Consider the following 24,867-nt stretch of genomic DNA (forward strand, 5'->3'; position numbering starts at 1 on the left):
TGCAAAACACACCTTCAGGCTTCTTTACATTTATGCGCACACCAATAAAAAAACATGCCATGAAATGTAAAAAGAGAAAAAAAACACAGTAGCGGCAGGGCTTGTCCCTGCGACCTGTCCCACGTACGCACAGGCACAAACCAGAGGCCGGACACGCTGCAATGTGCTCGCCTCAACACGATTATGGTTTGAAAGGACATTGCATATGTGAACTGGGGCAGGGGAACGGCCCAATGGGTGTGAGCGCATCGGCCGCCAACAGTTACCGTCACAATTCAGACATACAATCGTAACAACTTTACGCTATGCTATGCATCATAGATAATGTCGTGGCAAACTTTTTCATCATTATCTATTATTGATAGTCCTATACGAGGTCGGAAGATGATGCAAATAGAGTATAGCCAGGATAAGGGAACGCAGTTATATAGAAATATTGGATATCATATGCTGGCATTGCCATTGGGTATCCTGTATTTTGTGTTAGTGCTGATTGGAGTAGTGCTAACAACACTGAATATATTGTTGATTGGTATTCCATTGATTATGCTTTTTACGGCTGGCATATGGCGGGTGGCTGCCTTTGAACGTATGCTATCCAGTAAATTACTTAACATTCAGATCGCACCGATGGCTGCTCCATTTCCGACGCACGCGACACGTCTACAACGTTTCTTGATCCACATACGGCGCGCGGGAACCTGGAAGAGTCTGGCATATCTCTTCCTTAAATTTCCGTTTGGCATCTTCTCGTTTGTAATTACGCTGATCTCACTCGTACTTTGCCTGCTTCTCTGTCTTTGCTCCAGCATCATTACATTCCTGGTGTCTCCATTCGTTCTACTCTATGTGATTGTCGCATCTGACAACAATCTGAACGGAGTGGTGATACGACGTAATCTGCCACGCATAATCACGGCCGGTGGATTGGCTCTACTTCCAATTAATATCATCAATGGCCTGGCCATCCTCTGGGGTCATTTCGCGCAAACCATGCTGGGTATGAATCAGAATGCCATACGACTGGCGGAAGTTACAGCGATCGCGGAACTTGAGCGCACCAGGGCGGAACAGGCAGAGCAAAGCAGGCGCGAACTTATTATGAACGTCTCACACGATCTGCGTACCCCCGTCGCCAGTATTAGAGGACATCTAGAGGCCTTACTCTTATCCAGCGAAGAAGATCCGGAGACACTGCACACGTATCTCCAGATCGCTCACCGGGAAACGCTACGACTAGGAACAATGGTCGAAGATCTGCTCTCATTGGCACGCAACGATAGCCACGAACTTAGCCTGCGTATCGAAAGGATTGATGCCGGAGCGATTATTGAAGAAGTCTATCAGGCTATGATGCCACTGGCCCGGCGCGAACGACAGATCAGCCTGGTGAAAGAACTGCCAGCGCAAGCACCAGGGATAATGGCCGATAGTCAGCGCTTGCGTCAGGTACTATTAAACCTTGTGCGTAACGCCATTACCTACACACCCGATGGCGGCATCGTCGCCATCAGTCTGGAAGTGATGAGCAGCCAGGATGTCATGATTACGGTAGCCGATACAGGCATAGGCATCGAGCCAGAAGAACAAGAGCAGATCTTTGAACGCTTCTATCGCACCGATAGCTCACGTACCCGTAGCTCTGGCGGCTTCGGCCTTGGATTATCCATTGTCCATGACTTTGTTACCGCCATGGGCGGCACCATTGTCGTCAAGAGTGTGCCAGGCGAAGGCAGTTCCTTCCATATCCACCTCAAGGCTGCTTAATCAAACAGGATTGAATAAGCGAGGCTATCCAGGTACACTAGAGATTAAAGATAGCATGATCACAGCAGAGAATAGGATAAGGATAGAATAATGGCAAGGATACTCGTTGTTGAGGACGAGCTGGATATATGTAATTTAATCTGCCATGAACTTGAGGGCCAGGGACATCAAGTGTATCAAGCGTTTGACGGGCGGACAGCGTTACATATTGTAGAGCAGCAACAACCATTACATCTGATTATCCTGGATTGGATGTTGCCCGAACTAGATGGCCTGACGGTCTGCCGGAACGTACGCGAGAAGTATCTGGTCCCGATCATTATGCTGACCGCCAGGACCGATGAGGTGGACCGCATCCTTGGTCTGGAGGTGGGGGCCGACGACTATATCAGCAAACCGTTTAGTGTGCGCGAACTGACCGCACGGGTACGGGCCATGCTGCGGCGTATCGATCTGGATAAACAGGCCAACCATGATAATGAAATGGCCGCCACCATTACTGGTAATACTTCCACAGGAACGTCCACACAGACCACCATATATGCACACGGAAAACAGGTCACGCTGGAATCTGCGCTGGCGGTTCCGCCACCAATTATCAGGGGTAGCCTGCATATATCGATCGCCGAACATACCGTCATGATCGAGCAAAGAAAAATAGATCTGACCCCCAAAGAATACGAACTGTTGATACTACTCGTCAAAAATCCTGGCAGAGCATTCAGTCGCGAGTTCTTGCTACAGGAATTGTGGGGCTACAATTATGATGGCTTCGACCGCACTGTCGATACCCACATGACGCGACTACGCAAAAAACTGGGCGCGCTAGGTGAAAAAATTGTGACAGTGTGGGGAGTAGGTTATCGCTTTGTGGCTTGAAGCGATAATCAATTGTCCAATTGTTTAAGGGAAAGTGCCAGATGCCTGCACTCGTTCCCTGACGGGAACGAGTGCGTTTTATATGGTGGTGAAAAAAATGGGCTGCGGCCCATTTTTTTCACCACCATATAAGTTTACTGAGTGCATTCATATGAATGCACATTGAGTGTGCCATATATTATATGGGAGCCTGCACTCCCCGGGTTGGTGTCAGGGCCATCAGGATCCTGAGGAGATGAGCTTTTCACGTAATAGAGAACGCTCAACTAAGGAGCAGATCTGCTCAATAAAGGTCCAGAAAAACTCGGCCTGTGAGGATTCTTCGACCAGCGCCTTCTGCATTGCCTCTTGATCTTCCAACCAGGGCACGCCATTTACTACACGTAAATAGAGGACACACAATATACGGTTAGCAGATTTCAAGGGAATGAAATGTACCAGGGCATGCGGCACTGTTTCATCTAACATGATAGAACGGTTACCGGTGGCAAATACAGTACTTGCCCGGCGCAACTCTTCAGCATTCGGAACAAACTTATCAACCCGAATGGGAGCATCAGCCATAGACTGTATTTTACCATCCTGATCTGGCATCAGAATGACGCACTCGCGCACGCCCAGTGCGGAAAAGACGCGCAAGGTAGATAACGCAATGATATCTAACTGGGCATCAAAATCGTCGGTCGTGTTATAGACGCGGATCAACTCATAAAGGATGCGCAATTCGTGCTCATTCTCGCGCTCCTGTTCCTCGCGCTTTCGGGCCGAGCCTGCGAGGCCGCTGGTAACGACCGCGGTAATCAGGAATACCAGCAATGTCACCCACTGCGCAGGATCATCCAGCCAGAGGCTATAAAGCGGTGGCAAGAGAAAATAGTTAAAGGAGAGGAACGCTACCAGCGAAGCAACGATCGCTGCATAGCGACTACGCCAGATTGCCAGCACAATGATCCAGATCAGCTGGAGCATGATAATGTCAGAAATACGCGGATACAGGTGTGAAAAATAAATAACGCCCGTGATCATTAAGGAAACCACAATGGCAAGCAAAGTATCATAGACATAATATTGCCAGTTTTTCCTCAGTCCAATATGCGCGGGTGGAATACGTTCGATCTGTTGCATAGGTCACCTCGCTAAGTATCGATGGGATTACGCTAATATTTGATGTTTCATCAACTAACATACAATTAAATACGTCAATGATGCCTCAATAAGTACAGTCTAGTCCTCAAAACTTGCTCAAAAATATTGCGAATTCTAAATGTCGTCTTTTTGGTTTATACCGTAAATTACGTGAGAATGGTATGGACCAGGATGATTGCTTGTGTTTGGAGACCAGTTGGATCGTTGCAGGTGACGAGGTTGAGATATGGACCACTCTGATCTCTGAAAATGTTGAAGTTGGGGACTGCACCTGGTTGATAGGATTGCATGCTCAGGACACGGAAATGCTGTACAACGGCGTTTGAATTTACCACCAGAACGACGTCGCCTACATGTAGCGCGGCCAGTCGGCTAAAGATAGCAGGGGTACCGTTGGGATGAATGGCAAAACCATCAATGATAGCGCTGCCAGTATCGCCAGGGCGAGGACCATTAAAAAACCAGCCAACACCATCCTGACCATGCAGGCCGGGAACGTCCATGTGGCCAGTGGAATTAACACCAACCGTTTCAATAGGAGCATCCACACCAATTTTTGGAATCTGCAAATGAGCACCTGTATCAAAATGTAAAGCCAGCATCCTGGGATCAATACCTAATGTGGGCGTGATCAACGTATGGTCTGGCTCCTTCAGCACTGGACCCATGGCCGAATTCTGGGCCGCCACCTGAGCAACTTTTTGATCGAAATTAGTGGAGATTTGATTGTTGGTACCATCATTTTTTACCGGCCGAGCGATGTGAGTTGAACTGGGAGTGAAGATGACATTGGGATGTGTGGCCTGTTCAACCAGGGCAGAAACAGTGAACCGGCTACGCCATCCCCAGCCAACAAGTACTCCGAGTAGCAAGAGTAATAATGCTACCGCAAAAATAGCACCTGGCCTGGCCAGTAATGCTTGCAAAGATTGTCGCCTCCAAAAAGGTTGCATCAAAGAACCGCTCCTTTTAACAACGCATAGCCATTCAATGTGATAATGCCATCACCCCTGGACAATCAGGGGTGATGGCGATTGACATAGCAACTACCTGCTACTTCCTGGATCAGATCCCGTCAGAGGCAGGCCTGGATAGTGATGGTGCTGCTGCTGATGATTCTGATGTTCCGAAGAATGCTGGACATTCTCGTTGTTACTACTGTTGTTGTTGTTATTGTTGACTTCGTTGTTGTTGTTGTGATGATCAGTGTTCTGGTGATCATTGTTTTGATGATCATTATTCTGATGATCGCTATTGTTGTTCTGTTCCTCACCGTGGGCATAGACCGTAAATGCCGCCGTGTTATTATCTGTATTCACATCACCCGGGACATCGACGGTGGCGGTGTCCGTCAGCGAAGGTACCGCATCATCCGTCAATTCCGCAGTGATCGTGATCACTGGCAACGTTTGATTGGGTCCCAGAGGATCAGTGCCGGTATAGTGCGCATCAATCACCGTCGGACTGGTTTTGTCGCTGATACTAAAGGTCCAGTTCGTTCCATAGGCATGCACATGGCTCGCGCCCAACGGAATGACATCCTGTACCGTAATTGTACTGGGATCCGAGATCGTCGCGCTATCAGTGACTCCTTCACCTTTACTGACGATACTCGCGTTGCCAGCAGTGCTGACCGGGGTATCATTAGTAGAGCTAATCGTCACGCCCGAGGTATTGGGATTGGTCGCATTCCCCGGATCAACGGTCACGTCAGGATTGTTCGGAGCGCTCACCCCAGCAGTATTTGGAGCACTCACCCCGACAGTATTTGGAGCGCTCATCCCATCAGCTTTGCCGACATTGGTGATCGCAATAAAGAAGGTCACCTTATCACCAACCTCATACTGATCACCCTTCACGGCACCCTTGATAATTTGCAAGTCAGGACCACCGTTACCTGTTCCAACCGGCGTACCGTCACCCGTTCCAACTGGCGTACCGTTACCTGTTCCAACCGGCGTACCATCGCCCGTTCCAACCGTCGGCGTGCCGTTACCTGTTCCAACCGGCGTACCATCGCCCGTTCCAACCGGGGTCTCCGTCGCGGAGGGTGTATTCTGGACTCTCGGCGTACCCGTTAAAGCAACTCCCGGGATAACTGTCACGGTATCATAGCTGCTATTGAGGCTCGGGCTCGGATCATCAGCTGAACTGACCACCGTTGTATTGGTATACGTTGGCACCGCATCACTGGTAAAGACACCCGTGATCATAAGGGGAGGGAGATTGGCTCCCGGAGCTACTGGATAGGTGCCTGTATATAGCGCCATTATGGCGCTCGGGCTCGTCGTGTTGACCACACTCACGGTCCAGTTCAAGCCTGTCACCGTCACATTGGTTACTCCCAGTGGGAGCATATCAAAGACCCTGATCGGCTGGCTCTCAGGCGCCGAACCAGGCAGGTTAGTGACGCTCAACATATAGGTGATGGACTGTCCCACACTAAATGTATTACTACCACCAAGGTGCAACTTGGCGATGAACAACTGCGGTTTAACTACCGGAGTACTCGTGGCCGATGCCGTCGGCGAAACCACGGGAGTACTTGTCACCGATGGCGTTGGAGATGGTACTGCTGTGCTTGTCACCGACGCTGTTGGAGATGGCACTGCTGTGCTTGTCACCGATGGCGTTGGCGATGGTACCACTGTCGGTGAGGTCTCCGCTGTCGGTGATGGTACCACGGTTGGAGTGATATCTCCCGGGATAACTGTCACGGTATCATAGCTGCTATTGAGGCTCGGGCTCGGATCGTCAGCCGAACTAACCACCGCTGTATTGGTATACGTTGGCATCGCATCACTGGTAAAGACACCCGTGATCATAAGGGGAGGGAGATTGGCTCCAGGAGCTACTGGATAGGTGCCTGTATACGTCGCAATAATGGATGTCGGGCTCGTCGTGTTGACCACACTCATGGCCCAGTTCAGGCCCGTGGCTGTCACATTGGTTAATCCCAGTGGGAGCACATCAAAGACCCTGATTGTCTGGCTCTCAGGCGCCGAACCAGGCAGGTTAGTGACGCTCAACATATAGGTGATGGACTGTCCCACACTAAATGTATTCGCGCCGCCAAGATGCAACTTGGCAATAAACAACTGCGGTTTAACTACCGGAGTACTCGTGGCCGTTGGCGAGGTTTCCGCCGTCGCTGTTGGCGAGGTTTCCGCTGTTGCCGTTGGCGATGGTACTGTTGTTGCCGTTGGCGATGGCACCGCTGTCGCTGTTGGCGATGGTACTGCTGTTGTTGTTGGCGATGGCACCGCTGTCGCTGTTGGCGATGGCACCGCTGTTGTTGTTGGCGATGGCACCGCTGTCGCTGTTGGCGAGGTTTCCGCTGTCGCTGTTGGCGAGGTTTCCGCTGTCGCTGTTGGCGAGGTTTCCGCTGTCGCGGTCGGCGATGTCACCGTCGTAGCTGTTGGTGACGTGACGGCCGTTGGCGAGGGAGTTACCGATCCAGGCTGGCCAATTGTGATTACGGCGCTGGATGTTGGATCAGGATTGACGTTGCCAGCAATAATCACGTTAGAGGTATTTGTCAAAGGAGAAGCTGCATTTACATTTAGCGTCCCCACGATAGTAATCGCACCTAATGTTGTGCCAGGAGCAATAGGATAAGCACCATTATAGCTTGCCGTGATCAATGAGGGGCTCGTTACCGAAGAAGAATTGGTAATCCAATCACTACCACTACTCACCGACACAGAGTCGAAGCCCAATGGAAGCACATCATTAACACTGATTGGTGTACCCAATGCAATTGGATCTGAGGTCGGAGCTACAGTCACCAGCAGAGTATACGTCACAGTATCACCAACACTGAAATTGGAGCCTGACGCGGTCTTACTGATAGAAAGATTTGGTGGGTCAAGGGCCTTTTTGGCCGCTGGCAGCTTTTTCGAGAGGGACGTTCTTGATCCATGTTGATGGTTTGTCTTCAGAACATCTTTCTTCTTACTATCCCGAAAATTTTTGGTTGCCAATTGGGGCTGTGTCTTTCCCAACTTAACCTTTGTCATAGCTAGCCGGGATTTTGCTATTTCTGAGCGGGTCCCTGTGGTTGCCAATTGAGGCTTTGTGGCTATTTGTTGAGTATGAGGTAATGAATGAACTACACCTCTACCATGAGAATAACCCACCGCCTGGGCACTGGCAAATAAGCCAGCAAATACTGAAAGCTGACTACCTACAAGTAGTAAGCAAAAAAGGAATGCTCGTATAAACGAGTTTATGGTTAGATGCTTTCTAACACAAGGATTTTGATGCATCACTAAGAAACCCTTCTTCCACTATACTGATTACCAAAGAAAGTGATGACTAGCACGAAGTCACTCAGGAAAGGCGTGCTCTTGAAAAGCAGTTTTTGTGCTGATTTAACTGTATTCAAAGTATGAAGGTGCAAGTCTCGATACAGATCAAGTATAACCACGACGACCAACAAATACCTATCAATACAAAAAAATCTTCCTTCACCCATCAAAGCAGGATGAAAGAAGATTATGCCGTAAAAGTGCGCTATAAATGGATAAACTATATGCAAAAAAATCCTATCAGGGGACCAGTTTTGTATAGACCACCAGGCGTTCCGTCGTTTGATGCTCCGCTGGAATCCATATGCCAGCACAGGTAATCAGATTCAGGAAGGTGCCTTGCTTCTGACCAAAGATCTGCTCAATCGGTGCCTCATCGGGTTTATAGCTCGCAACTTTCGTGACTTTAAAACGCAGTGTCCGGCCAGCCTTCTCCTTCACCGAAACCACATCACCGACATGCAGATCCCGCAACCGCCAGAAGACAGCGGGAGCCCCACCAGGACGATCTAAATGTCCATCAATTACCGCCGAACCTGCTTGACCCGGCACTGGACCTTCTTTATACCAGCCGACCCCTTCCCAACGATTTTTGGTTGGCACATCCATCAGTCCATCAGGATTCTTTCCCACCAGTTCAACGGGAGCATCAACCCCAATCGCGGGAATGACTAGATGGGCGCCAGCAGAAATATTAATAGTATGTTTCGGAGTAGGAGAAACCACCACAGGAGAAGAAACTGCTTTATTCACCGCATGCTGATCCACCGTTTTTTGCATAGAAATAATACTGCTCCATGCCCAAATCCCCAGCCCAATACTCAGCAGTACAAACAGAAGGGCCAATCCGAACCAATAACGCTGCCTTGTATGCATTGTATATCCACTCCTTTGCATGGCTTACACATAAATAGAAAAGAACAACACGTCATCACTCCTGGAAAACCAGGAGTGATGACGCTTGACATATCCAGTGGACTAATCAAGAGAGGCATGCCAGGGAAACACAATCTCATGCTGCCAGACAACTCTCTTTCATGCCACATTGACACACTATGAAGATCAACCCTACTTGCTACTTCCTGGATCAGATCCTGTCAGAGGCAGACCAGGATAGTGATGGTGCTGCTGCTGATGGTTCTGATGTTCCGAAGAATGCTGGACATTCTCGTTGTTACTACTGTTATTGTTGTTGTTGTTGATCTCGTTGTTGTTGTTGTGATGATCATTGTTTTGATGATCATTGTTTTGATGATCGCTATTATTGTTCTGCTCCTCACCCTGAACATAGACCGTAAATGCCGCCGTGTTATTATCTGTATTCACATCACCCGGGACATCGACGGTGGCGGTGTCCGTCAGCGAAGGTACCGCATCATCCGTCAATTCCGCAGTGATCGTGATCACTGGCAACGTTTGATTGGGTCCCAGAGGATCGGTGCCGGTATAGTGCGCATCAATCACCGTCGGACTGGTTTTGTCGCTGATACTAAAGGTCCAGTTCGTTCCATAGGCATGCACATGGCTCGCGCCCAACGGAATGACATCCTGTACCGTAATTGTACTGGGATCCGAGATCGTCGCGCTATCAGTGACTCCTTCACCTTTACTGACGATACTCGCGTTGCCAGCAGTGCTGACCGGGGTATCATTAGTAGAGCTAATTGTCACACCAGAGGTATTGGGATTGGTCGCATTCCCCGGATCAACGGTCACGCCAGGATTGTTCGGAGCACTCACCCCGACAGTATTTGGAGCGCTCATCCCATCAGCTTTGCCGACATTGGTGATCGCAATAAAGAAGGTCACCTTATCACCAACCTCATACTGATCACCCTTCACGGCACTCTTGATAATCTGCAAGTCAGGACCACCATTACCTGTTCCAACCGGCGGCGTACCGTTACCTGTTCCAACCGGCGTACCATCGCCTGTTCCAACTGGCGTGCCGTTACCTGTTCCAACCGGCGTACCATCGCCCGTTCCAACCGGGGTCTCCGTCGCGGAGGGTGTATTCTGGACTCTCGGCGTACCCGTTAAAGCAACTCCCGGGATAACTGTCACAGTATCATAGCTGCTATTGAGGCTTGGGCTCGGATCGTCAGCTGAACTGACCACCGTTGTATTGGTATACGTTGGCACCGCATCACTGGTAAAGACACCCGTGATCATAAGGGGAGGAAGATTGGCTCCTGGAGCCACCGGATAGGTGCCTGCATACATCGCCATAATAGCGGTCGGGCTCGTCGTGTTGACCACACTTATGGTCCAGTTCAAGCCGGTCACCGTCACATTGGTTACTCCCAATGGGAGCATATCAAAGACCCTGATTGTCTGGCTCTCAGGCGCCGAACCAGGCAGGTTAGTGACGCTCAACATATAGGTGATGGACTGTCCCACACTGAACGTATTACTACCACCAAGATGCGACTTGGAGATGAACAACTGCGGTTTAACTACCGGAGTACTCGTGGCCGATGCCGTCGGCGAAACCACGGGAGTACTTGTCACCGATGGCGTTGGTGATGGCACTGCTGTGCTTGTCACCGATGGCGTTGGTGATGGCACTGCTGTGCTTGTCACCGATGGCGTTGGCGATGGTACCACTGTCGGTGAGGTCTCCGCTGTCGGTGATGGCACCACGGTTGGAGTGACATCTCCCGGGATAACCGTCACGGTATCATAGCTGCTATTGAGGCTCGGGCTCGGATCGTCAGCCGAACTGACCACCGCTGTATTGGTATACGTTGGCACCGCATCACTGGTAAAGACACCCGTGATCATAAGGGGAGGGAGATTGGCTCCCGGAGCTACTGGATAGGTGCCTGTATACGTCGCCAGCATGGCGCTCGGGCTCGTCGTGTTGACCACACTCACGGTCCAGTTCAAGCCTGTCACCGTCACATTGGTTAATCCCAGTGGCATCATATCAAGCAACGTGATCGGCTGGCTCTCAGGCGCCGAACCAGGCAGGTTAGTGATGCTCAACATATAGGTGATGGACTGTCCCACACTAAATGTATTACTACCACCAAGATGCGACTTGGCGATAAACAACTGCGGTTTAACTACCGGAGTACTCGTGGCCGTTGGCGAGGTTTCCGCTATCGCCGTTGGTGATGTTTCCACTCTCGCTGTTGGTGATGGAGTGACTACTACTGTTAGCGATGGAGTGGCTACCACTGTCGGCGATGGGGTGGCCAATCCGCCCGAACCTACCATGATGGTAGAAAACGACGCATTGTCATTAAGATTCACATCATTGGGAACAATCAAGGATGCATTGTTGGTCAAATTAGCACCAGCATTAGCAGTCAGAGTACCTGTAATGGTGATCGGCTGTAATACAGTGCCAGGAGCAATAGGGTAAGCACCACTATAGCTTGCCGTGATAAATGAAGGGCTCGTACTCCCAGAAGAACTAACACTCCAATCACTCCCACTACTCGCAGTAACATTGATAAAACCAAGCGGGAGCAAATCATTAACATTAATTAGTGTACCATTCGGAATCGAACTAGAAGTAGTCTTTGAAGAGATCGTCAGGGTATAAGTTACCGTTTGACCAACGGCAAAAGTAGAACCCGACGCAACTTTACTGATACTCATATCAAGTCCAGCAGGAACGGGACTTGGAGTTACCGAACCAACTGTGACAGTTGGCGATTCCTGAGCACGAATAGCTGGAACAACTTTTTTCTTGCCAGCCTGAGATCTTGTCATGCCCGCTTTAGTTTGTGTTTTACTCAATTGGGTGTGTGTTTTACTCAATTGGGTGTGTGTTCTACTCAATTGGGTGTGTGTTCTACTCAATTGAGGCTGTGGTAATGAATGAATCATGCCTCTACCATGAGAATAGCCAACGGCCTGGGCAGTGGCAAACAAGCCAGCAAATACTGAAAGCTGACTACCTACAAGTAGTAAGCAAAAAAGAAATGCTCGCATAAACGAGTTTATGGTTAGATGTTTTCTAACACAAGGATTTTGATGCATCACTAAGAAACCCTTCTTCCACTATACGATTACCAAAGAAAGTGATGACTAGCACGAAGTCCCATATACCCAATTACACTGCCATTTATACCCATAAAGCAGCTACCCATCATGCTAGGTTCAAATCAAGTATACAGACGGTCTCCAAAAAAGATTTATTTAGAGTACAATCCACACATAGTATATATTTCTATACAGTTCTTATTTTTTGCAGAGGTATAAGCACAAAAATGAATAATATTCAAGATTTAAAGATAGCTTGACACAAAGTGATCCAGATGGTATAGTTCCGATGTCAGAAAAAGTGATAATGATTATCATTATTAGGACAACCTAATATAGAGGAGGCAAGGCTATGAAGGAGAAGTTGAATGCGAATGCGCAGGCGGTACTGGAGATGGTACGGGCTGCTACTAATCATCCAACGGCTTCCGAGGTATATGATGCAGTGAAGGTGGTGCGGCCACAGATCGGGCTGGCCAGTGTGTATCGTATTCTCCATAGTCTGGTTGAGCAAGAGTATATAAAGGAACTGAGACATAGCGACGATACCTGTCGCTATGATGGACATATATCGCGGCATGATCACGCTATTTGCACTGATTGTGGGGCGCTCTTAGATGTGCCGATCAATATTCCCTTGACACAGGAGATGCTTGAGAATGCCGCCCGGGCAACAGGCATCGAGCTAACTTCACATGAGTTACGACTCTACGGACGTTGTCCAGCATGCAGTCAAAAGCACACCCAATTACAGCACGAACACGTGTAGATTATAGGTAGTTAATTTCTATTTTTCCCACTTGAAGGAAAGCGGAATAATCAACCAGAGATTAGTGCCGCGAAAGACCAGTCAGGTGTACAAGGAGACTGTCTCATGGTACAAGAGAGAAATAATGTAGATCGGCCAGAGGTACAGGTAGAGCAAGCCGAAAAAGTGACTGTGCGCGCAGAGATTGATGCGATTATCAGCGCCCTCCGCAATAATGATGATACCTCCCATGACTTTCTGCTGCGCGTGGTCCAGCCAGGGCTGGCTGGTCTGATGGATGGATCCGTGTCTACCCTCGCCCCTATTTTCGCCACGGCCTTTGCCACGCATAATCCTTTCACCGCCTTTCTGGTCGGAATGGCATCAGCCACAGGCGCCGGCATCAGCATGGCGTTTTCAGAGGGACTATCAGATGACGGAACCCTCACCGGCCGGGGAAGTCCGGTGGTACGCGGCGCAATTACTGGTATCATGACCTTCATTGGTGGAGCACTGCACACCCTCCCCTTCCTTGTAAGCAATATTCAAATCGCGCTCCTACTGGCCTATGTGGTGGTTGCCGTTGAGTTAGTGGTGATCGCTGCCATACGCCATCGCTACTTCAAAACTCAGTGGGTCAAATCCATGATCCAGGTCGTCGGTAGCGGCATTCTGGTCTTTATAGCAGCTATGATCTTTGGTAATGCCTGACCAGCGTAATATGCCAGAAAGTGCTAGAATATGGTAGCATATAAATAGGGATGTGTTTACATCCCTGTTTTTTTATGACCATCCCAACGAAACTGCTTGTAGTACCAGTTACGTGTTACATAAAACATGGCAAAGACGCCACGCGAAATTCCTAAACACCAAGGAGCACTTCTATGGCACACGAACAAGGCCCACTACCAGTCCCGTCCTTTACGTTTCCTTCGATAATTGGCGCGGTCGCAGGAGGAATAGCGACTATTCCAATGACTATCTTTATGCTGGCCGCGCACAGGTTTCTACCTGCCTGGCAAAAGGATGCGTTGCCACCTGAAAAAATTACTGGTGAAGTGGCCGACCGCACAAATATGGATTTAAACAAACCAGAGTTACTTGGGGCTACCCTGACCGCGCATTTAGGCTATGGTGCCAGCATGGGATCGCTCTATAGTACATTTGCGGGCAAGTTGAAGCTGCCACCACTCCTAAAAGGGAGCTTGTTCGGTTTAGGGGTCTGGGCAGCAAGTTATATGGGATGGTTACCTGCGGGCAAATTTTTGGCCGCCGGAACTAACGAGACATCAGAGCGTAATAGTCTTATGATTATAGCTCATCTTATCTGGGGAGGAGTCACTGGCGTCGTGGCCGATCTACTGGCGAAGCAGCTGGATGCAAATAAATAGATCTATTCTCGCTATCATCAAATATACACAAATTTGCATACGATAAAACTCTTCTACAGAGTAAGACGTGCTATATGAGAAGGGCAATGTTATAGGCAACTATTGCTAAAAATCAAAGGAAAGAGTGCGAGTGCTATGAATTTAAACGTGGCCAACAACACCCTCTATCTCAGTATTGAGCTGCCTTACTTGATTATTATTATTGTCATTATTGTGGTGCTCTCACTTCTGCGAAGAAGATGAGCCGGGGTACATGAATATCAATTGTATAGCGCGGAAAAAAGGGATTACCTGTAGGTAATTTTTTTCCAGCGCTATATTTTTTGGGCGTTGTTCAGATTGACCTCAACAGTGCGATAAAATACAATACGGAATAGACATGAATGTTGCAGACAACAGGCATGATTATGTGAGTGTCTGTTTTTAACTAGAAGGAGGACCAATGCGTATTCGTAAAGCGGTACTACCAGTGGCAGGTTTGGGAACACGTGTGCTCCCGGCTACCAAGGTGGTGCCCAAAGAACTGCTGCCAATTGTCGATAAACCGACACTTCAATATATTGTGGAAGAGGCCGTCGAGGCCGGCATTGAAGAAATTATTTTTATTACGAATCGTAACAAACGAGCCATCGAGGATCATTTCGATACCTTCCCGGAATTGGAAATGATGCTGGAGCGTAAGGGCAAAAAGAAAGAGTTGGACGCTGTGCGCCGCGTTCAGGAGATGGCGAAATATGTTTCGATCCGTCAGGCCGAACCACTGGGGCTCGGACACGCTATCCTCTGCGCACGCGAGGCGGTGGGCGATGAGCCATTCATTGTTATGCTTGGTGATGAAATTTTCGCGCCTGAGACACCTTGCCTTTCCAGACTGATCGAGATCTATGATCAATATCAGACCTCGGTGCTCTCACTTTTCTCGACTCCACGTGAGCTTATTTCATCCTATGGTATCGCTTCGGTGCAGGAGAAGGAGCCATACATCTATCAAGTCAATGACCTGGTAGAGAAACCAGCGCCAGAAGATGCACCTTCCGATTTCGCTGTGGCCGGCCGCTATCTCGTCACACCGGACATCTTCCCAATCCTTGAAAAAACTCAACCTGGTCGCGGCGGCGAAATCCAATTCACAGATGCCCTGCTCGAACAGGCTCGCGCCGGCAAATGTCATGGACTGCATTTCACAGGCTTGCGCTACGATATGGGTACGCCACTTGGACTGCTAACCACTTCGATCGCCTGGGCATTACGTAATCCAGATATCGCTCCCGCATTACGTGATTATATGCAACAGGTATTGCAAGAAAACAGCCATTGAATTATTACGCATAAATTCAGCCATGACGGCTAATTGGGCCCCCCACAATAGAGATCTTTAGAGATAGTGGGGCATTGATGATGCCATAGGCCTGCACACACGGTGAAAATACTGAAAGCCCTGGATTGAATGCTACTATGTCGTAGACCATCCATCCAGGGCTTTCACACGCAAGTTTAACACGTGGTCACATTAGCATAAACTTTTGCTAATCCTAGAATCTCAAACTATGACGGTTGTTATAGGAAAGACCAAGTTTGTAGCCGCCTACAAATCCATGGTGATGAGCATAATTACCGCAATATCTGAATTTGTAGCCTCCTCCAAACTTATGGCCATGGCCTTTGAACTTATAACTATTACGGTTAAAGTTCATAAGCCACGGCCAATTCTTGTTACGATTGATGTTCTTAGTCAGGTTCTTATTTAAATTGGATGGGGTGCTGGTATTGGTGTTGTTTGGATTGGCCGTGTTGTTATTACTTGGCATGTTGTTATTACTGTTGGTACCATTTGATGGGTTGCTTGGTGCGTTGTTGTTGCTTGGCGTATTGCTATTGTTGTTGGTACCATTTGATGTGTTGCTCGGCGTATTGGTGTTGCTTGGATTAGCCGTATTAGTCGGATTGGCCGTATTGTTACCACTAGGCGTATTGGTGTTAATCGGGTTGGCCGAGTTGGTAGCAGTTGATGAGTTGGTATCCGTTGGTGCAAACTGGCTATTAATTGTTGGCGTATTCGTTGGCGAATTGGTGTTAGATGGTGAAAATGTATTATTTGGGTTATTCATTGGCGCGTTGGTATTCGACGCGGTACCACCAGAGTTCGTATTTGTGTAGTTTGGCGAACTTGTGTTCGGCATAGTATTCGTGATGGTTGGTGAATTGGTTGCGTTACCATTGACCGTATAGCTGTTGTTAACGGAAACAGAAATTTTATTATTACAACAACCTTCACGGCAATCACATCCTTTGAAGCAGCATCGGTCTTGGATGTTGTAGTCTACATAGCCAGTATTGGCAGTATCAGTAACACAGGCAGTGATTTTATCAAACGTGATAGGATTGAATTCAAACGACTGCGGGGGATCGCCTTCTTTAACAGTAATAATGGTGTCACTGGCCGAATCGGTAAGAATGATTTGTGAGGGTGGTATTGTACCCTCTGCTGGCCCTACGACAAAGATATTACCATTGATTTCCTGGCCCGGTGCGAGTTGAGCTATCAGAGTGGGAGGAACAGGGGGCGTGGCGTTACAGAGGGCTGTCACCCGCACAGTAGTGAGCTGGGGAGAACTGGCGTGGACAGTATGCCCACTTAATACACCAAAGCTGAAGAGACATGCCAGCAAAGGCAGCAAAAACAACTTTCTCATCAAAAACATGTTAGATAATCCTTCCCTAATAACAGTTGCAGCGACTCTCCTTTTCTATAGTTCAAATGCGTAGACTGCTGCAAGATACATATACAGGCTCACTTCTGCCATAAATATGTATTCCATAATATACTTTTCGCCACTTTTGCCTATAACTTAATACTTTTATCATTTTTTGATACTAATATAGAAAAAGTTATCTTTTATAAATATTTTACTATATAATTTCATTTAACAATTTTCATATTCAAAATTTAAAAATATATATAGTATCCTCAAATTATAAAAAAACATAGTTTGATACTTTAAATATATTTTTCGCTCAATGAACAGGTAAACCATATCATCTCCTGTGAGGTAAGCACCTCTTTCTTAACGCCTCCACTTCTGCTTACAGTTCATACCTTATAAGGCAGCAAAAAAAGACGAGTGTAGCTAGCACATCACCCGTCTTTTGGCTTAATAATTCTATTACTAAAAAACTGTTAATACTTTAAAATTAGATTTATGGTCTCTTTCGATCAGACCCCAATCAGGCTAAATGAATGAAAACCTGTTGGTGGCCGATGGCGTTAACTGGTACTTGATAGAAGGAACTGGGCTCGCCATTGAGGAGAAATTCCTGTACACTCGAGCCGGAACCTTGAATCTCAATATCCAGGACCATTGAGCGATATGGGAGCTGGGAAAGCTTGATCCTCTGCATATCAGTGGGGAGATATGGCGTAAACGTTATGCCGTCCGTATTGAATTGCATACCAAGGATCACCCGAAAGAGCATACGAAGATAGCCAGTCGCGCTCCATGTCTGGCGGGGATAGGATTGCCATTCACTTAGCTGCTCAGACGTGGATTGATCAGGATGTCCCTCTTGCACACCACCATAGATAGCTCCGGTAAGAGGATGATAGATTTCAGCAAACTGACTATCTCGCCGGGCTCTACCAGCCAGCGTACGCAATTCGTGCTCAAAAAGATCAAAGCGGCCAGATTTTGCCGCGGCTTCGGCCCAGAAGGATTGGATGTGTGGCCAGACGACCCCACAATGGCGGCCAAAGCGCATACCATCGGGACTACTATACCGCGAAAATGGAGGCCAGACGCAGGGGATGCCATGCTCGGTAATGTGCTGCTGTAGTAAAATCGAGGTTGCCTGCTCTTCATCGGCGATACCAAATAGCAAGGCAAAGGCATGACCCATACCTTCTTGTTCCTCACTACCTCCATGTGCATCCATAAAATAGCGATACAAACCGCTCTCAGCATTCCATAAATGCCGATTAATCGCCTCCTTTAGAACCATAGCCTTTTGCAACCAGAGCGGATCAACAGGATGATCCAATTCCAGCGCCATATTGTCCAATAAGCGATAGGCCGCATAATACAAACAATTTGTCGAGAGCGCACACATTGGCAAACCAAAACCAGGATGCGCTGCCTCCTGTGGATTAGCCTTAACCCAGTCCAGAATACTACTTGATCCATTGGTGCGTGCATAACGATCAGGATAGGCCGCCACACCATCTCCATAGCAGGCCGGGCCCCGGAATAGTTGTAACTGCTCATCAAACTCGTTGACCTCAAAATAGAGCAGTGAATTATTGATCGCCTCAAAGGCCAGGGAGAGAAAAGCCTTATCTCCTGTCCAAAGATAATAGGACCAGGCACCAAGTGTCCAGGAGATGGCATCCCAATACTGTCCACCGATCTGAACCTTGTCATCCTTGCGTGTAAGCACCGCCAGCAAAGTCTGCAGTGCCACTTGAGGAAAGAGTAGGCCCGCGCCATTCCAGACATTAAGCGCCGTATCGCGCGTCCACGGCGTTGCATAGCCGAGTCCTGCCATTAATGCTTGCGCTGGTTGCTCTAATAAACCATCTTTAAAAGGAACGATATTCCCAACGATATCGCCGATAGCAATACGAAACGCATCGTCCAGCAGAGCATTACCAGAATGGAAGGTGGTTGCAGGCAATGAGATTGGCTGCAGGTGTTGGGTGTTTTTTTTGCTTGAAAAAGTTGTCATTGTATTTTACTATCTACTTTCTGATGGATTAAATATATGTGTTGGTTTTGTGTTTTCGCGTTGTTTATGGGGTGCGGCCGCACTCGTTCCCTGACGGGAACTTGCATTTTTTATTTATGGATGTCGGAATTGCGCAATGCGCAATTCCGACATCCATAAATAAAAAATGGGGCACATTCCTTGCCTCCATATAATAAAAAATGGAGACGCTGTGGCTCCCACTTTCCTGGGAGCCATATGCTTAGAAAAAGTTGAGTGCTGAGCGTATCAGGACTTCGACGCCGATTGGTAGGGCATCTTCATCGATGTTAAAGCGAGGATGATGGTGGGGATAACTGGCTCCTTTTTCTGGGTTTTGTGCGCCGACAATAAAGTAGCAGCCTGGTACAGCATCCAGGAAATAGGCCATGTCGTCTGCACCAGTAGTGGGGATCTCTTCGCCGGTATCGACTGCGGACTCGCCTACGCTTGCGACTGCGGCGCTATATACCAGTTCGGTCATGGTGGCGTCATTGACGCAAGGGGGACAGCCATCGTATACCTCAACATCACAGGAGCCGCCCAGGGCCACGGCCACGCCATTGGCAACTTCCTGGATACGCCGGGCCAGATAAGCACGATGTTCGGCCGAAAAGGCACGCATGGTACCACCCAGTTCGGCCGTCTCTGGAATAATGTTAAAGGCCGTGCCAGCGTTGATGGTTCCGATGGTGATTACGGCAGGACTAAAAGGGGAGGTTTCACGGCTGATCAGGGTCTGCAGGGTAGTGATCACATGGGCTGCAATTACGATAGGATCAACGGCGTCCTGAGGCATCGCTCCATGTCCACCACTTCCATGCACTGTCAATTTCAGCTTATCGGCACTGGCAAAAACAGTGCCGGCCTTCACACCAACGCGACCAACGGGATAGTTACTGATCAAATGCAGGCCGATCACTCCATCCACATCCTTCACCGTACCGGCTTCAACCATAGGCTGCGCTCCCCCGATTACTTCTTCTGCTGGCTGAAAAATAAACTTGATATTACCTTTCAACTCAGAACGCTTTTTACTTAAGATATCCGCGACTGTGAGGCCGATTGAGGTATGGCCGTCATGGCCGCAGGCGTGCATCTTACCATCAGTCTGCGAACGATAATCGACTGTCGTCTGTTCCAGGATCGGCAAAGCATCCATATCAGCGCGAATAGCTAGCGTCTTCGCATCAGCACCTGCGCCCTCGCCACGCAATAGACCCACCACACCAGTTTTCGCAATACCAGTCTGGACCTCAAAGCCCAATGCACGCAAGCGCTGCTCAACAATGCCAGCGGTACGCACCTCTTCAAAAGCCGTCTCTGGATGTTCATGGAGATCACGGCGCATCGCCACCAGATCCGGCACCCGCTCATCAATCTCGCTCTTCAAACTATCAGACTGAAATACTTGCATGCAGACCCTCTTCCTCTCAAAATACTTGAACGATATAAGATCCTGGCATATCAAAAGCAAGAATCGGATAGATTCTTAGTAGATTTTATATTATCATCGTAACATATGAATTGACGCGTTTCTAGCATACTGTCTATCTCAGCGCTTACGAGTGATCGCCCTGCAACCTCTGGGCGAACATTAAAAAGCCTTGAAGGGGCAATAGTCGCACTTGTCAGGAGAAGCTATGAAAATTTTGCATGACGAACAGCGCTGGCTGGCCGTAGTTGAGCGAGACAGCAATAGTGATGGAGATTTTGTGTACGCGGTCCACTCAACTGGCATCTATTGCAAGCCCTCGTGCCCTTCACGTAAGCCGAATAGGAAGCAGGTCAGTTTCTTCAATGACGCCGAGAGCGCCGAAAGCGAGGGCTATCGAGCCTGTCGCCGCTGCCAGCCACAGCTCCAGCAATCCTATAACGCGGCCGCCGAAGCCATTGTCCAACAGGTATGTACGTATATAAATGAGCACTTAGAGGAACGCCTTACACTGGCACAATTGGGAGAAGAGGTACATATGAGTCCTTACCATCTGCAACGCATCTTTAAACATAATACCGGTATCACGCCGCGTCAATACGTTGACGCCCGGCGCATGGAACAATTCAAGGCGCGTCTGCGCGAGGGGGAAGCGATAACAGCGGCGGTTTATGACGCCGGTTATGGTTCAACCAGTCGCCTCTACGAGCGCGTCCCCACCCATCTAGGCATGACCCCCAATAGTTATCGTCAGGGAGGTCAGGACATGCAGATAGCTTACACCATCGTCACCAGTCCATTGGGCCAGCTACTGGTGGCCGCCACCAGCAAAGGGATCTGTGCGGTCAGTCTGGGAGATAACCAAGAAGAACTAGAGGCAGGACTACAACAAGAATATGCAGCCGCCCAGATTTACCAGGATGGTAGTCAGCTCCAAACATGGGTCAACAACATATTGGACTATCTGGAGGGAGAACGCAGCTGGAACCAGCTTAACGTGCCGATAGATGTCCAGGCCACCGCATTTCAATGGCGTGTCTGGGAAATGCTACGCAGCATACCAGTAGGAGAGACCCGCTCATACGGAGAAATCGCACAAAGTCTAGGAGACAAAAAGAAAGCCCGCGCAGTCGCGCAAGCTTGTGCCAACAATCCAGTCGCCCTGATCATCCCCTGTCACCGCGTAGTAAGAGGAGACGGAGAAACAGGAGGATACCGCTGGGGTATCGAGCGTAAACGCCGTCTCCTCACGCAGGAGAAAACCGATTCCTAGACAATATATATCAGTGATGCATATCCGTAATATATAGTAGTAATACAGAAATCAGCGCGGGTGGAAAGTCTTCCCATCATTGATGAAGAGGAAATCCCGGTCACCGACATGGACAATCAAATTGATTTTCCCTTGCTGGTTGACAACACTCCCGGTGATGGGAATGAGGTCCTGGCCAGAACCATCTAGAGTAGGGCCATTAAAGATACGCATTTTTGAAGTATCGCCACCCGGAATTTCATAAACTTGAATATGTCCGTGAAGATTAATAAAGACAAAGTGGGTAGGATGTTCAGTACTATCATTATGTCCGACCACAGCATCAACATGAGCGGTACGGGGATAACCATAGGTCATATCTTGTTGAAAGCCCTGCCACCACGAAAACAGCCAGGTCAAACCGAGCAAAAGCAACATCGCCACGATCATGCCAACGATTAACATTGGATAAAAACGTTTTTTGGCCGGACCCTGTTTGGGAGCCAGTTCATTGCGACGCACATCTACCGTTTTGGACGGTCGACCAGCGCTGTAAGCAGCACCACCTGGTTGTCGAGTGGGATACACGCTTTGAGTCTTAGTAGTATTTCCACTTGAACGACGACGTTGAATAGAAGATGTATTCTGATTTTGCAAAACCAGAGGATCATCTACGGTCTCATATGGCTTGTAGCGACGTGTGCTACTCGGCATACGCGTGACATAAAGATCATCACGATCCTCAACATCGTAATAGGCAGGCTGCCGGCGGGTATAAGTCGTTCCCATTACGATTCCTCCTTCTAGATAGATTTTTTAGAACATTTGTTCTTATTGATAAGTAGTATAACAGAATAGAAGTACTCGTCAAGTGTTGGGATTGGCTACTCTTGAGTGAACCTGATAGAGCAGATATATGCGGTAGATATCATATATGAACCCAGATGAGGACTATCCTGCCTGCCTGGGGCAGGATTTAATAATAGTCCAAATGCATAAAAGATGCAAATATATCACCAATAAGTCCATGTTTTGTAGTAAATAATGGTAACAATTACTATGGAATCTCAATTTGCATAAAGTGAGGTGGGTGCAAGGGGGAAGATGCTCCATGATGGATCCACTATCTTTATTATCCTCGCAAAGCCGTTTTCCCTACTAGAAGAGAAACAAGGAGCATCTCTTTTTTTAGTGTAGCACTGGTTAGAAATCAACAAAATAAATGTAGATCTTTTATGTATCAGCCATTGATATTCAGTTCAAAGGTATCTTTCCTTTCTTTTCGCCGACTGTGGCGGCACGCGAGAGAAGGGAAGATACGAGGGAGACACCCCTCGAACCCCGGCAAGGGGCTAAGCCGCCCCTTGCAACCCCGCTTTTCAGGCGGTGCGGGTAAAGAATAGAAACACGAGGGCTCATCCCTCTGACCCTGGCAAGGGGCGGCTTAGCCCCTTGCAACCCCGCTGCTCAGGCGGGCTCGTGCGACATGAGTCATACCAGGGGATACCTCTCTAACTTCCGGAAGCGGATTGACTACCCTTTACAACTCCGCTGCTCAGGCAAAGAGAAAGGAGACACCGGGGCCTGGAGCAAACTCGACATTTGTGACCTGGGTATAATTGGGACCCCAGTTCATATTACTGGCAATCACATGCCCGTTACTCTTCACAGACTCCACCAGGGCCACATGGCCCAGGCCAGAGGCCCCTTGAACTCCCGGTTGTAGATTGATAATCGAACCAACTACAGGAGTTGCAGACACATGCCAGTGAAACTCACGCGCCCGATCCTGCCACTGCCAGGCATTCGCATTCATGGACCAGGGAACAAAGAAGCCATGCACCTGAAAGTAACGCTGGCTGGCCCACCATGTACACACCCCATAGGGAAAAGGATTGCCCTTCCCATGGATCGCACCCACCACGGGTAGCTGAACAGGACGATTACTCACAGGCGCCGCTTTAGCGATACCATTAGTGCCTGAATTTTGCATACAGATATGTTGACTTACAAAAATCATATTGGGATTAGCCAGATGATTATAGGAAGACAATTTTTGCCACGTCGTCCCATGACTGGCCGCAATCGATCCCAGGGTATCACCGCTACGCACCACATACGTCTGATCACCCTGCGCACAAGGAGCCTGAGCTAGAGCGCCAAATAGAGCCGGCGTAAAGGCGCTACCCAACCAGCCCAATCCGAGCACCGTCAACACAATAACATGACCAACCACAATACTCATCACACGATGCTGCCGTAAGTACATCCAGATACGTCGACTCTTTTCAGTTGACAACAAATCTACTTCTCCTCGACTCTGCAAAACAACACAGGCAGAGATACCTGCTACTTATAATTAATGGATATCGATGTATATATTAGCGCATCATAAGCCAGTCATCATGAAATACAGTGAAACATAGGAAAAAAGGTTGATATAAGGTTAAGATCCCTTCAATTATTTTTATACGCTTTTAATACAAGCCAAAAAGCACAAAAAAAAAGAGGTCAGATATTATCTGGCCTCTTTTTTAGGGAAAAAAGACTATTTGTCGGTGATGAAAGAGACACCCGAACCAGGACCATAACGGAACTGCGACTGTGAAATGACACCCAGGCCAGCCCAGTTCATCTGACTGACAAGCACACGTCCATTACTCAAAACCTGATTAACAATTGCTACATGACCATAGCTACCGGTACCCTGAGTCCATGTGCCCAGAACCATAATAGAACCAACAGTAGGAGTAGCAGAGACATGCCAACCATAATCATAAGCGCGAGCAACCCATTGATATGCATTTGAATTAATTGTCCAGGGAACATAGATACCATGCAATTGATAGTAGCGCATATTTGCATAATAGGTACACTGACCCCATGGGAAGTAATTGCCACGACCACGAACAGCGGTAGACGGGGTATGCAAAGTCACAGGAGTAACTTGAGCGGAAGTAGTATGAACATTTGCCGTAGTCGCAACCTGTGTAGCCATATTTGTGTTCGCCTTAGCGGAAGCAGACTGTGCAGTAACCATACCAGTGCCAAGCAACATAAGAGCAAGAGCAGCCATTATGACAACCTGTCCGGCGACCATGCTGACGACTCGATGTTGGGATCCGAACTGCGAGATGCTGTGTGTTTTCGGCATAGATAGTGAATCTCCTTAGGTAGATATGTACATTCTCAATCACCACCACGGT

The 24,867-nt window shown here is 48.4% G+C and carries 18 protein-coding genes; 7 read left to right on the forward strand and 11 right to left on the reverse strand.

Annotated features, from left to right (window positions below; all coding sequences use genetic code 11):
* Positions 1-384: 384 nt before the first annotated feature.
* The gene (locus EL633_RS08860; protein ID WP_161982045.1) at positions 385-1,767 is read left to right on the forward strand and encodes an ATP-binding protein; all 1,383 of its coding nucleotides are present in this window, start codon (positions 385-387) and stop codon (positions 1,765-1,767) included.
* A 90-nt stretch (positions 1,768-1,857) separates the two neighbouring features.
* Complete coding sequence (locus tag EL633_RS08865) at positions 1,858-2,646, forward strand: response regulator transcription factor (RefSeq protein ID WP_126626833.1); 789 nt, start codon at positions 1,858-1,860, stop codon at positions 2,644-2,646.
* A 219-nt stretch (positions 2,647-2,865) separates the two neighbouring features.
* Here the strand turns inward: EL633_RS08865 and EL633_RS08870 are convergent, their stop codons facing one another.
* The 5 genes from EL633_RS08870 to EL633_RS08890 all read right to left on the reverse strand — a co-directional run bounded on the left by EL633_RS08870 (position 2,866) and on the right by EL633_RS08890 (position 11,825).
* A complete protein-coding gene (locus EL633_RS08870; RefSeq protein WP_126626834.1) occupies positions 2,866-3,771 on the reverse strand; it encodes a DUF4118 domain-containing protein in 906 nt (301 codons plus the stop codon).
* Between the two features lie 167 nt (positions 3,772-3,938).
* A complete protein-coding gene (locus EL633_RS08875) occupies positions 3,939-4,745 on the reverse strand; it encodes a class F sortase (RefSeq protein ID WP_126626835.1) in 807 nt (268 codons plus the stop codon).
* A gap of 93 nt (positions 4,746-4,838) precedes the next feature.
* On the reverse strand, positions 4,839-7,796 hold the full coding sequence (locus tag EL633_RS08880) for a beta strand repeat-containing protein (protein WP_161982046.1): 2,958 nt from the start codon (positions 7,794-7,796) through the stop codon (positions 4,839-4,841).
* A gap of 546 nt (positions 7,797-8,342) precedes the next feature.
* Positions 8,343-8,978 carry a class F sortase gene (locus EL633_RS08885; protein ID WP_161982047.1) on the reverse strand — a complete coding sequence of 212 codons (636 nt, stop codon included), beginning with the start codon at positions 8,976-8,978 and terminating at the stop codon, positions 8,343-8,345.
* Between the two features lie 192 nt (positions 8,979-9,170).
* Entirely contained in the window at positions 9,171-11,825 is a 2,655-nt protein-coding gene (locus EL633_RS08890; protein ID WP_126626838.1) for a DUF11 domain-containing protein, read from the reverse strand.
* Between the two features lie 625 nt (positions 11,826-12,450).
* On the opposite strand from EL633_RS08890, the gene EL633_RS08895 reads away from it, so the two are divergent.
* From EL633_RS08895 to galU, 4 genes are all read left to right on the forward strand, one after another.
* On the forward strand, positions 12,451-12,867 hold the full coding sequence (locus tag EL633_RS08895) for a Fur family transcriptional regulator (protein ID WP_126626839.1): 417 nt from the start codon (positions 12,451-12,453) through the stop codon (positions 12,865-12,867).
* 105 nt (positions 12,868-12,972) lie between these two features.
* A complete protein-coding gene (locus tag EL633_RS08900) occupies positions 12,973-13,557 on the forward strand; it encodes a VIT1/CCC1 transporter family protein (protein ID WP_126626840.1) in 585 nt (194 codons plus the stop codon).
* Between the two features lie 173 nt (positions 13,558-13,730).
* On the forward strand, positions 13,731-14,237 hold the full coding sequence (locus EL633_RS08905) for a DUF1440 domain-containing protein (protein ID WP_126626841.1): 507 nt from the start codon (positions 13,731-13,733) through the stop codon (positions 14,235-14,237).
* A gap of 442 nt (positions 14,238-14,679) precedes the next feature.
* A complete protein-coding gene (gene galU / locus EL633_RS08910; protein WP_126626842.1) occupies positions 14,680-15,555 on the forward strand; it encodes a UTP--glucose-1-phosphate uridylyltransferase GalU in 876 nt (291 codons plus the stop codon).
* A gap of 214 nt (positions 15,556-15,769) precedes the next feature.
* Here the strand turns inward: galU and EL633_RS08915 are convergent, their stop codons facing one another.
* The 3 genes from EL633_RS08915 to EL633_RS08925 form a co-directional block, all read right to left on the reverse strand.
* Complete coding sequence (locus EL633_RS08915; protein WP_126626843.1) at positions 15,770-16,939, reverse strand: hypothetical protein; 1,170 nt, start codon at positions 16,937-16,939, stop codon at positions 15,770-15,772.
* A 523-nt stretch (positions 16,940-17,462) separates the two neighbouring features.
* A complete protein-coding gene (locus tag EL633_RS08920) occupies positions 17,463-18,956 on the reverse strand; it encodes an MGH1-like glycoside hydrolase domain-containing protein (RefSeq protein ID WP_126626844.1) in 1,494 nt (497 codons plus the stop codon).
* 241 nt (positions 18,957-19,197) lie between these two features.
* Positions 19,198-20,391 carry a M20 metallopeptidase family protein gene (locus EL633_RS08925; protein WP_126626845.1) on the reverse strand — a complete coding sequence of 398 codons (1,194 nt, stop codon included), beginning with the start codon at positions 20,389-20,391 and terminating at the stop codon, positions 19,198-19,200.
* Positions 20,392-20,617: 226 nt separating this feature from the next.
* On the opposite strand from EL633_RS08925, the gene ada reads away from it, so the two are divergent.
* Entirely contained in the window at positions 20,618-21,682 is a 1,065-nt protein-coding gene (ada, locus tag EL633_RS08930; protein ID WP_126626846.1) for a bifunctional DNA-binding transcriptional regulator/O6-methylguanine-DNA methyltransferase Ada, read from the forward strand.
* 51 nt (positions 21,683-21,733) lie between these two features.
* Here the strand turns inward: ada and EL633_RS08935 are convergent, their stop codons facing one another.
* From EL633_RS08935 to EL633_RS08945, 3 genes are all read right to left on the reverse strand, one after another.
* Positions 21,734-22,450, reverse strand: a complete 717-nt coding sequence (locus tag EL633_RS08935) for a hypothetical protein (RefSeq protein WP_126626847.1) — start codon at positions 22,448-22,450, stop codon at positions 21,734-21,736.
* A gap of 766 nt (positions 22,451-23,216) precedes the next feature.
* A complete protein-coding gene (locus tag EL633_RS08940; RefSeq protein WP_126626848.1) occupies positions 23,217-23,963 on the reverse strand; it encodes a COG3942 and LysM peptidoglycan-binding domain-containing protein in 747 nt (248 codons plus the stop codon).
* 246 nt (positions 23,964-24,209) lie between these two features.
* Positions 24,210-24,815, reverse strand: a complete 606-nt coding sequence (locus EL633_RS08945; RefSeq protein WP_126626849.1) for a CHAP domain-containing protein — start codon at positions 24,813-24,815, stop codon at positions 24,210-24,212.
* Positions 24,816-24,867: the final 52 nt, after the last annotated feature.

Source organism: Dictyobacter alpinus, from assembly GCF_003967575.1.
Classification (GTDB): Bacteria; Chloroflexota; Ktedonobacteria; order Ktedonobacterales; family Ktedonobacteraceae; genus Dictyobacter; species Dictyobacter alpinus.

Coding starts and splice junctions, on each gene's coding strand:
- EL633_RS08890 (WP_126626838.1), bottom strand. CDS start 11,825: ATGACAAGATCTCAGGCTGGCAAGAAAAAAGTTGTTCCAGCTATTCGT.
- EL633_RS08925 (WP_126626845.1), bottom strand. CDS start 20,391: ATGCAAGTATTTCAGTCTGATAGTTTGAAGAGCGAGATTGATGAGCGG.
- ada (WP_126626846.1), top strand. CDS start 20,618: ATGAAAATTTTGCATGACGAACAGCGCTGGCTGGCCGTAGTTGAGCGA.
- EL633_RS08865 (WP_126626833.1), top strand. CDS start 1,858: ATGGCAAGGATACTCGTTGTTGAGGACGAGCTGGATATATGTAATTTA.
- EL633_RS08870 (WP_126626834.1), bottom strand. CDS start 3,771: ATGCAACAGATCGAACGTATTCCACCCGCGCATATTGGACTGAGGAAA.
- EL633_RS08885 (WP_161982047.1), bottom strand. CDS start 8,978: ATGCATACAAGGCAGCGTTATTGGTTCGGATTGGCCCTTCTGTTTGTA.
- EL633_RS08945 (WP_126626849.1), bottom strand. CDS start 24,815: ATGCCGAAAACACACAGCATCTCGCAGTTCGGATCCCAACATCGAGTC.
- EL633_RS08920 (WP_126626844.1), bottom strand. CDS start 18,956: ATGACAACTTTTTCAAGCAAAAAAAACACCCAACACCTGCAGCCAATC.
- EL633_RS08875 (WP_126626835.1), bottom strand. CDS start 4,745: ATGCAACCTTTTTGGAGGCGACAATCTTTGCAAGCATTACTGGCCAGG.
- galU (WP_126626842.1), top strand. CDS start 14,680: ATGCGTATTCGTAAAGCGGTACTACCAGTGGCAGGTTTGGGAACACGT.
- EL633_RS08860 (WP_161982045.1), top strand. CDS start 385: ATGATGCAAATAGAGTATAGCCAGGATAAGGGAACGCAGTTATATAGA.
- EL633_RS08935 (WP_126626847.1), bottom strand. CDS start 22,450: ATGGGAACGACTTATACCCGCCGGCAGCCTGCCTATTACGATGTTGAG.
- EL633_RS08900 (WP_126626840.1), top strand. CDS start 12,973: ATGGTACAAGAGAGAAATAATGTAGATCGGCCAGAGGTACAGGTAGAG.
- EL633_RS08915 (WP_126626843.1), bottom strand. CDS start 16,939: ATGTTTTTGATGAGAAAGTTGTTTTTGCTGCCTTTGCTGGCATGTCTC.
- EL633_RS08895 (WP_126626839.1), top strand. CDS start 12,451: ATGAAGGAGAAGTTGAATGCGAATGCGCAGGCGGTACTGGAGATGGTA.
- EL633_RS08905 (WP_126626841.1), top strand. CDS start 13,731: ATGGCACACGAACAAGGCCCACTACCAGTCCCGTCCTTTACGTTTCCT.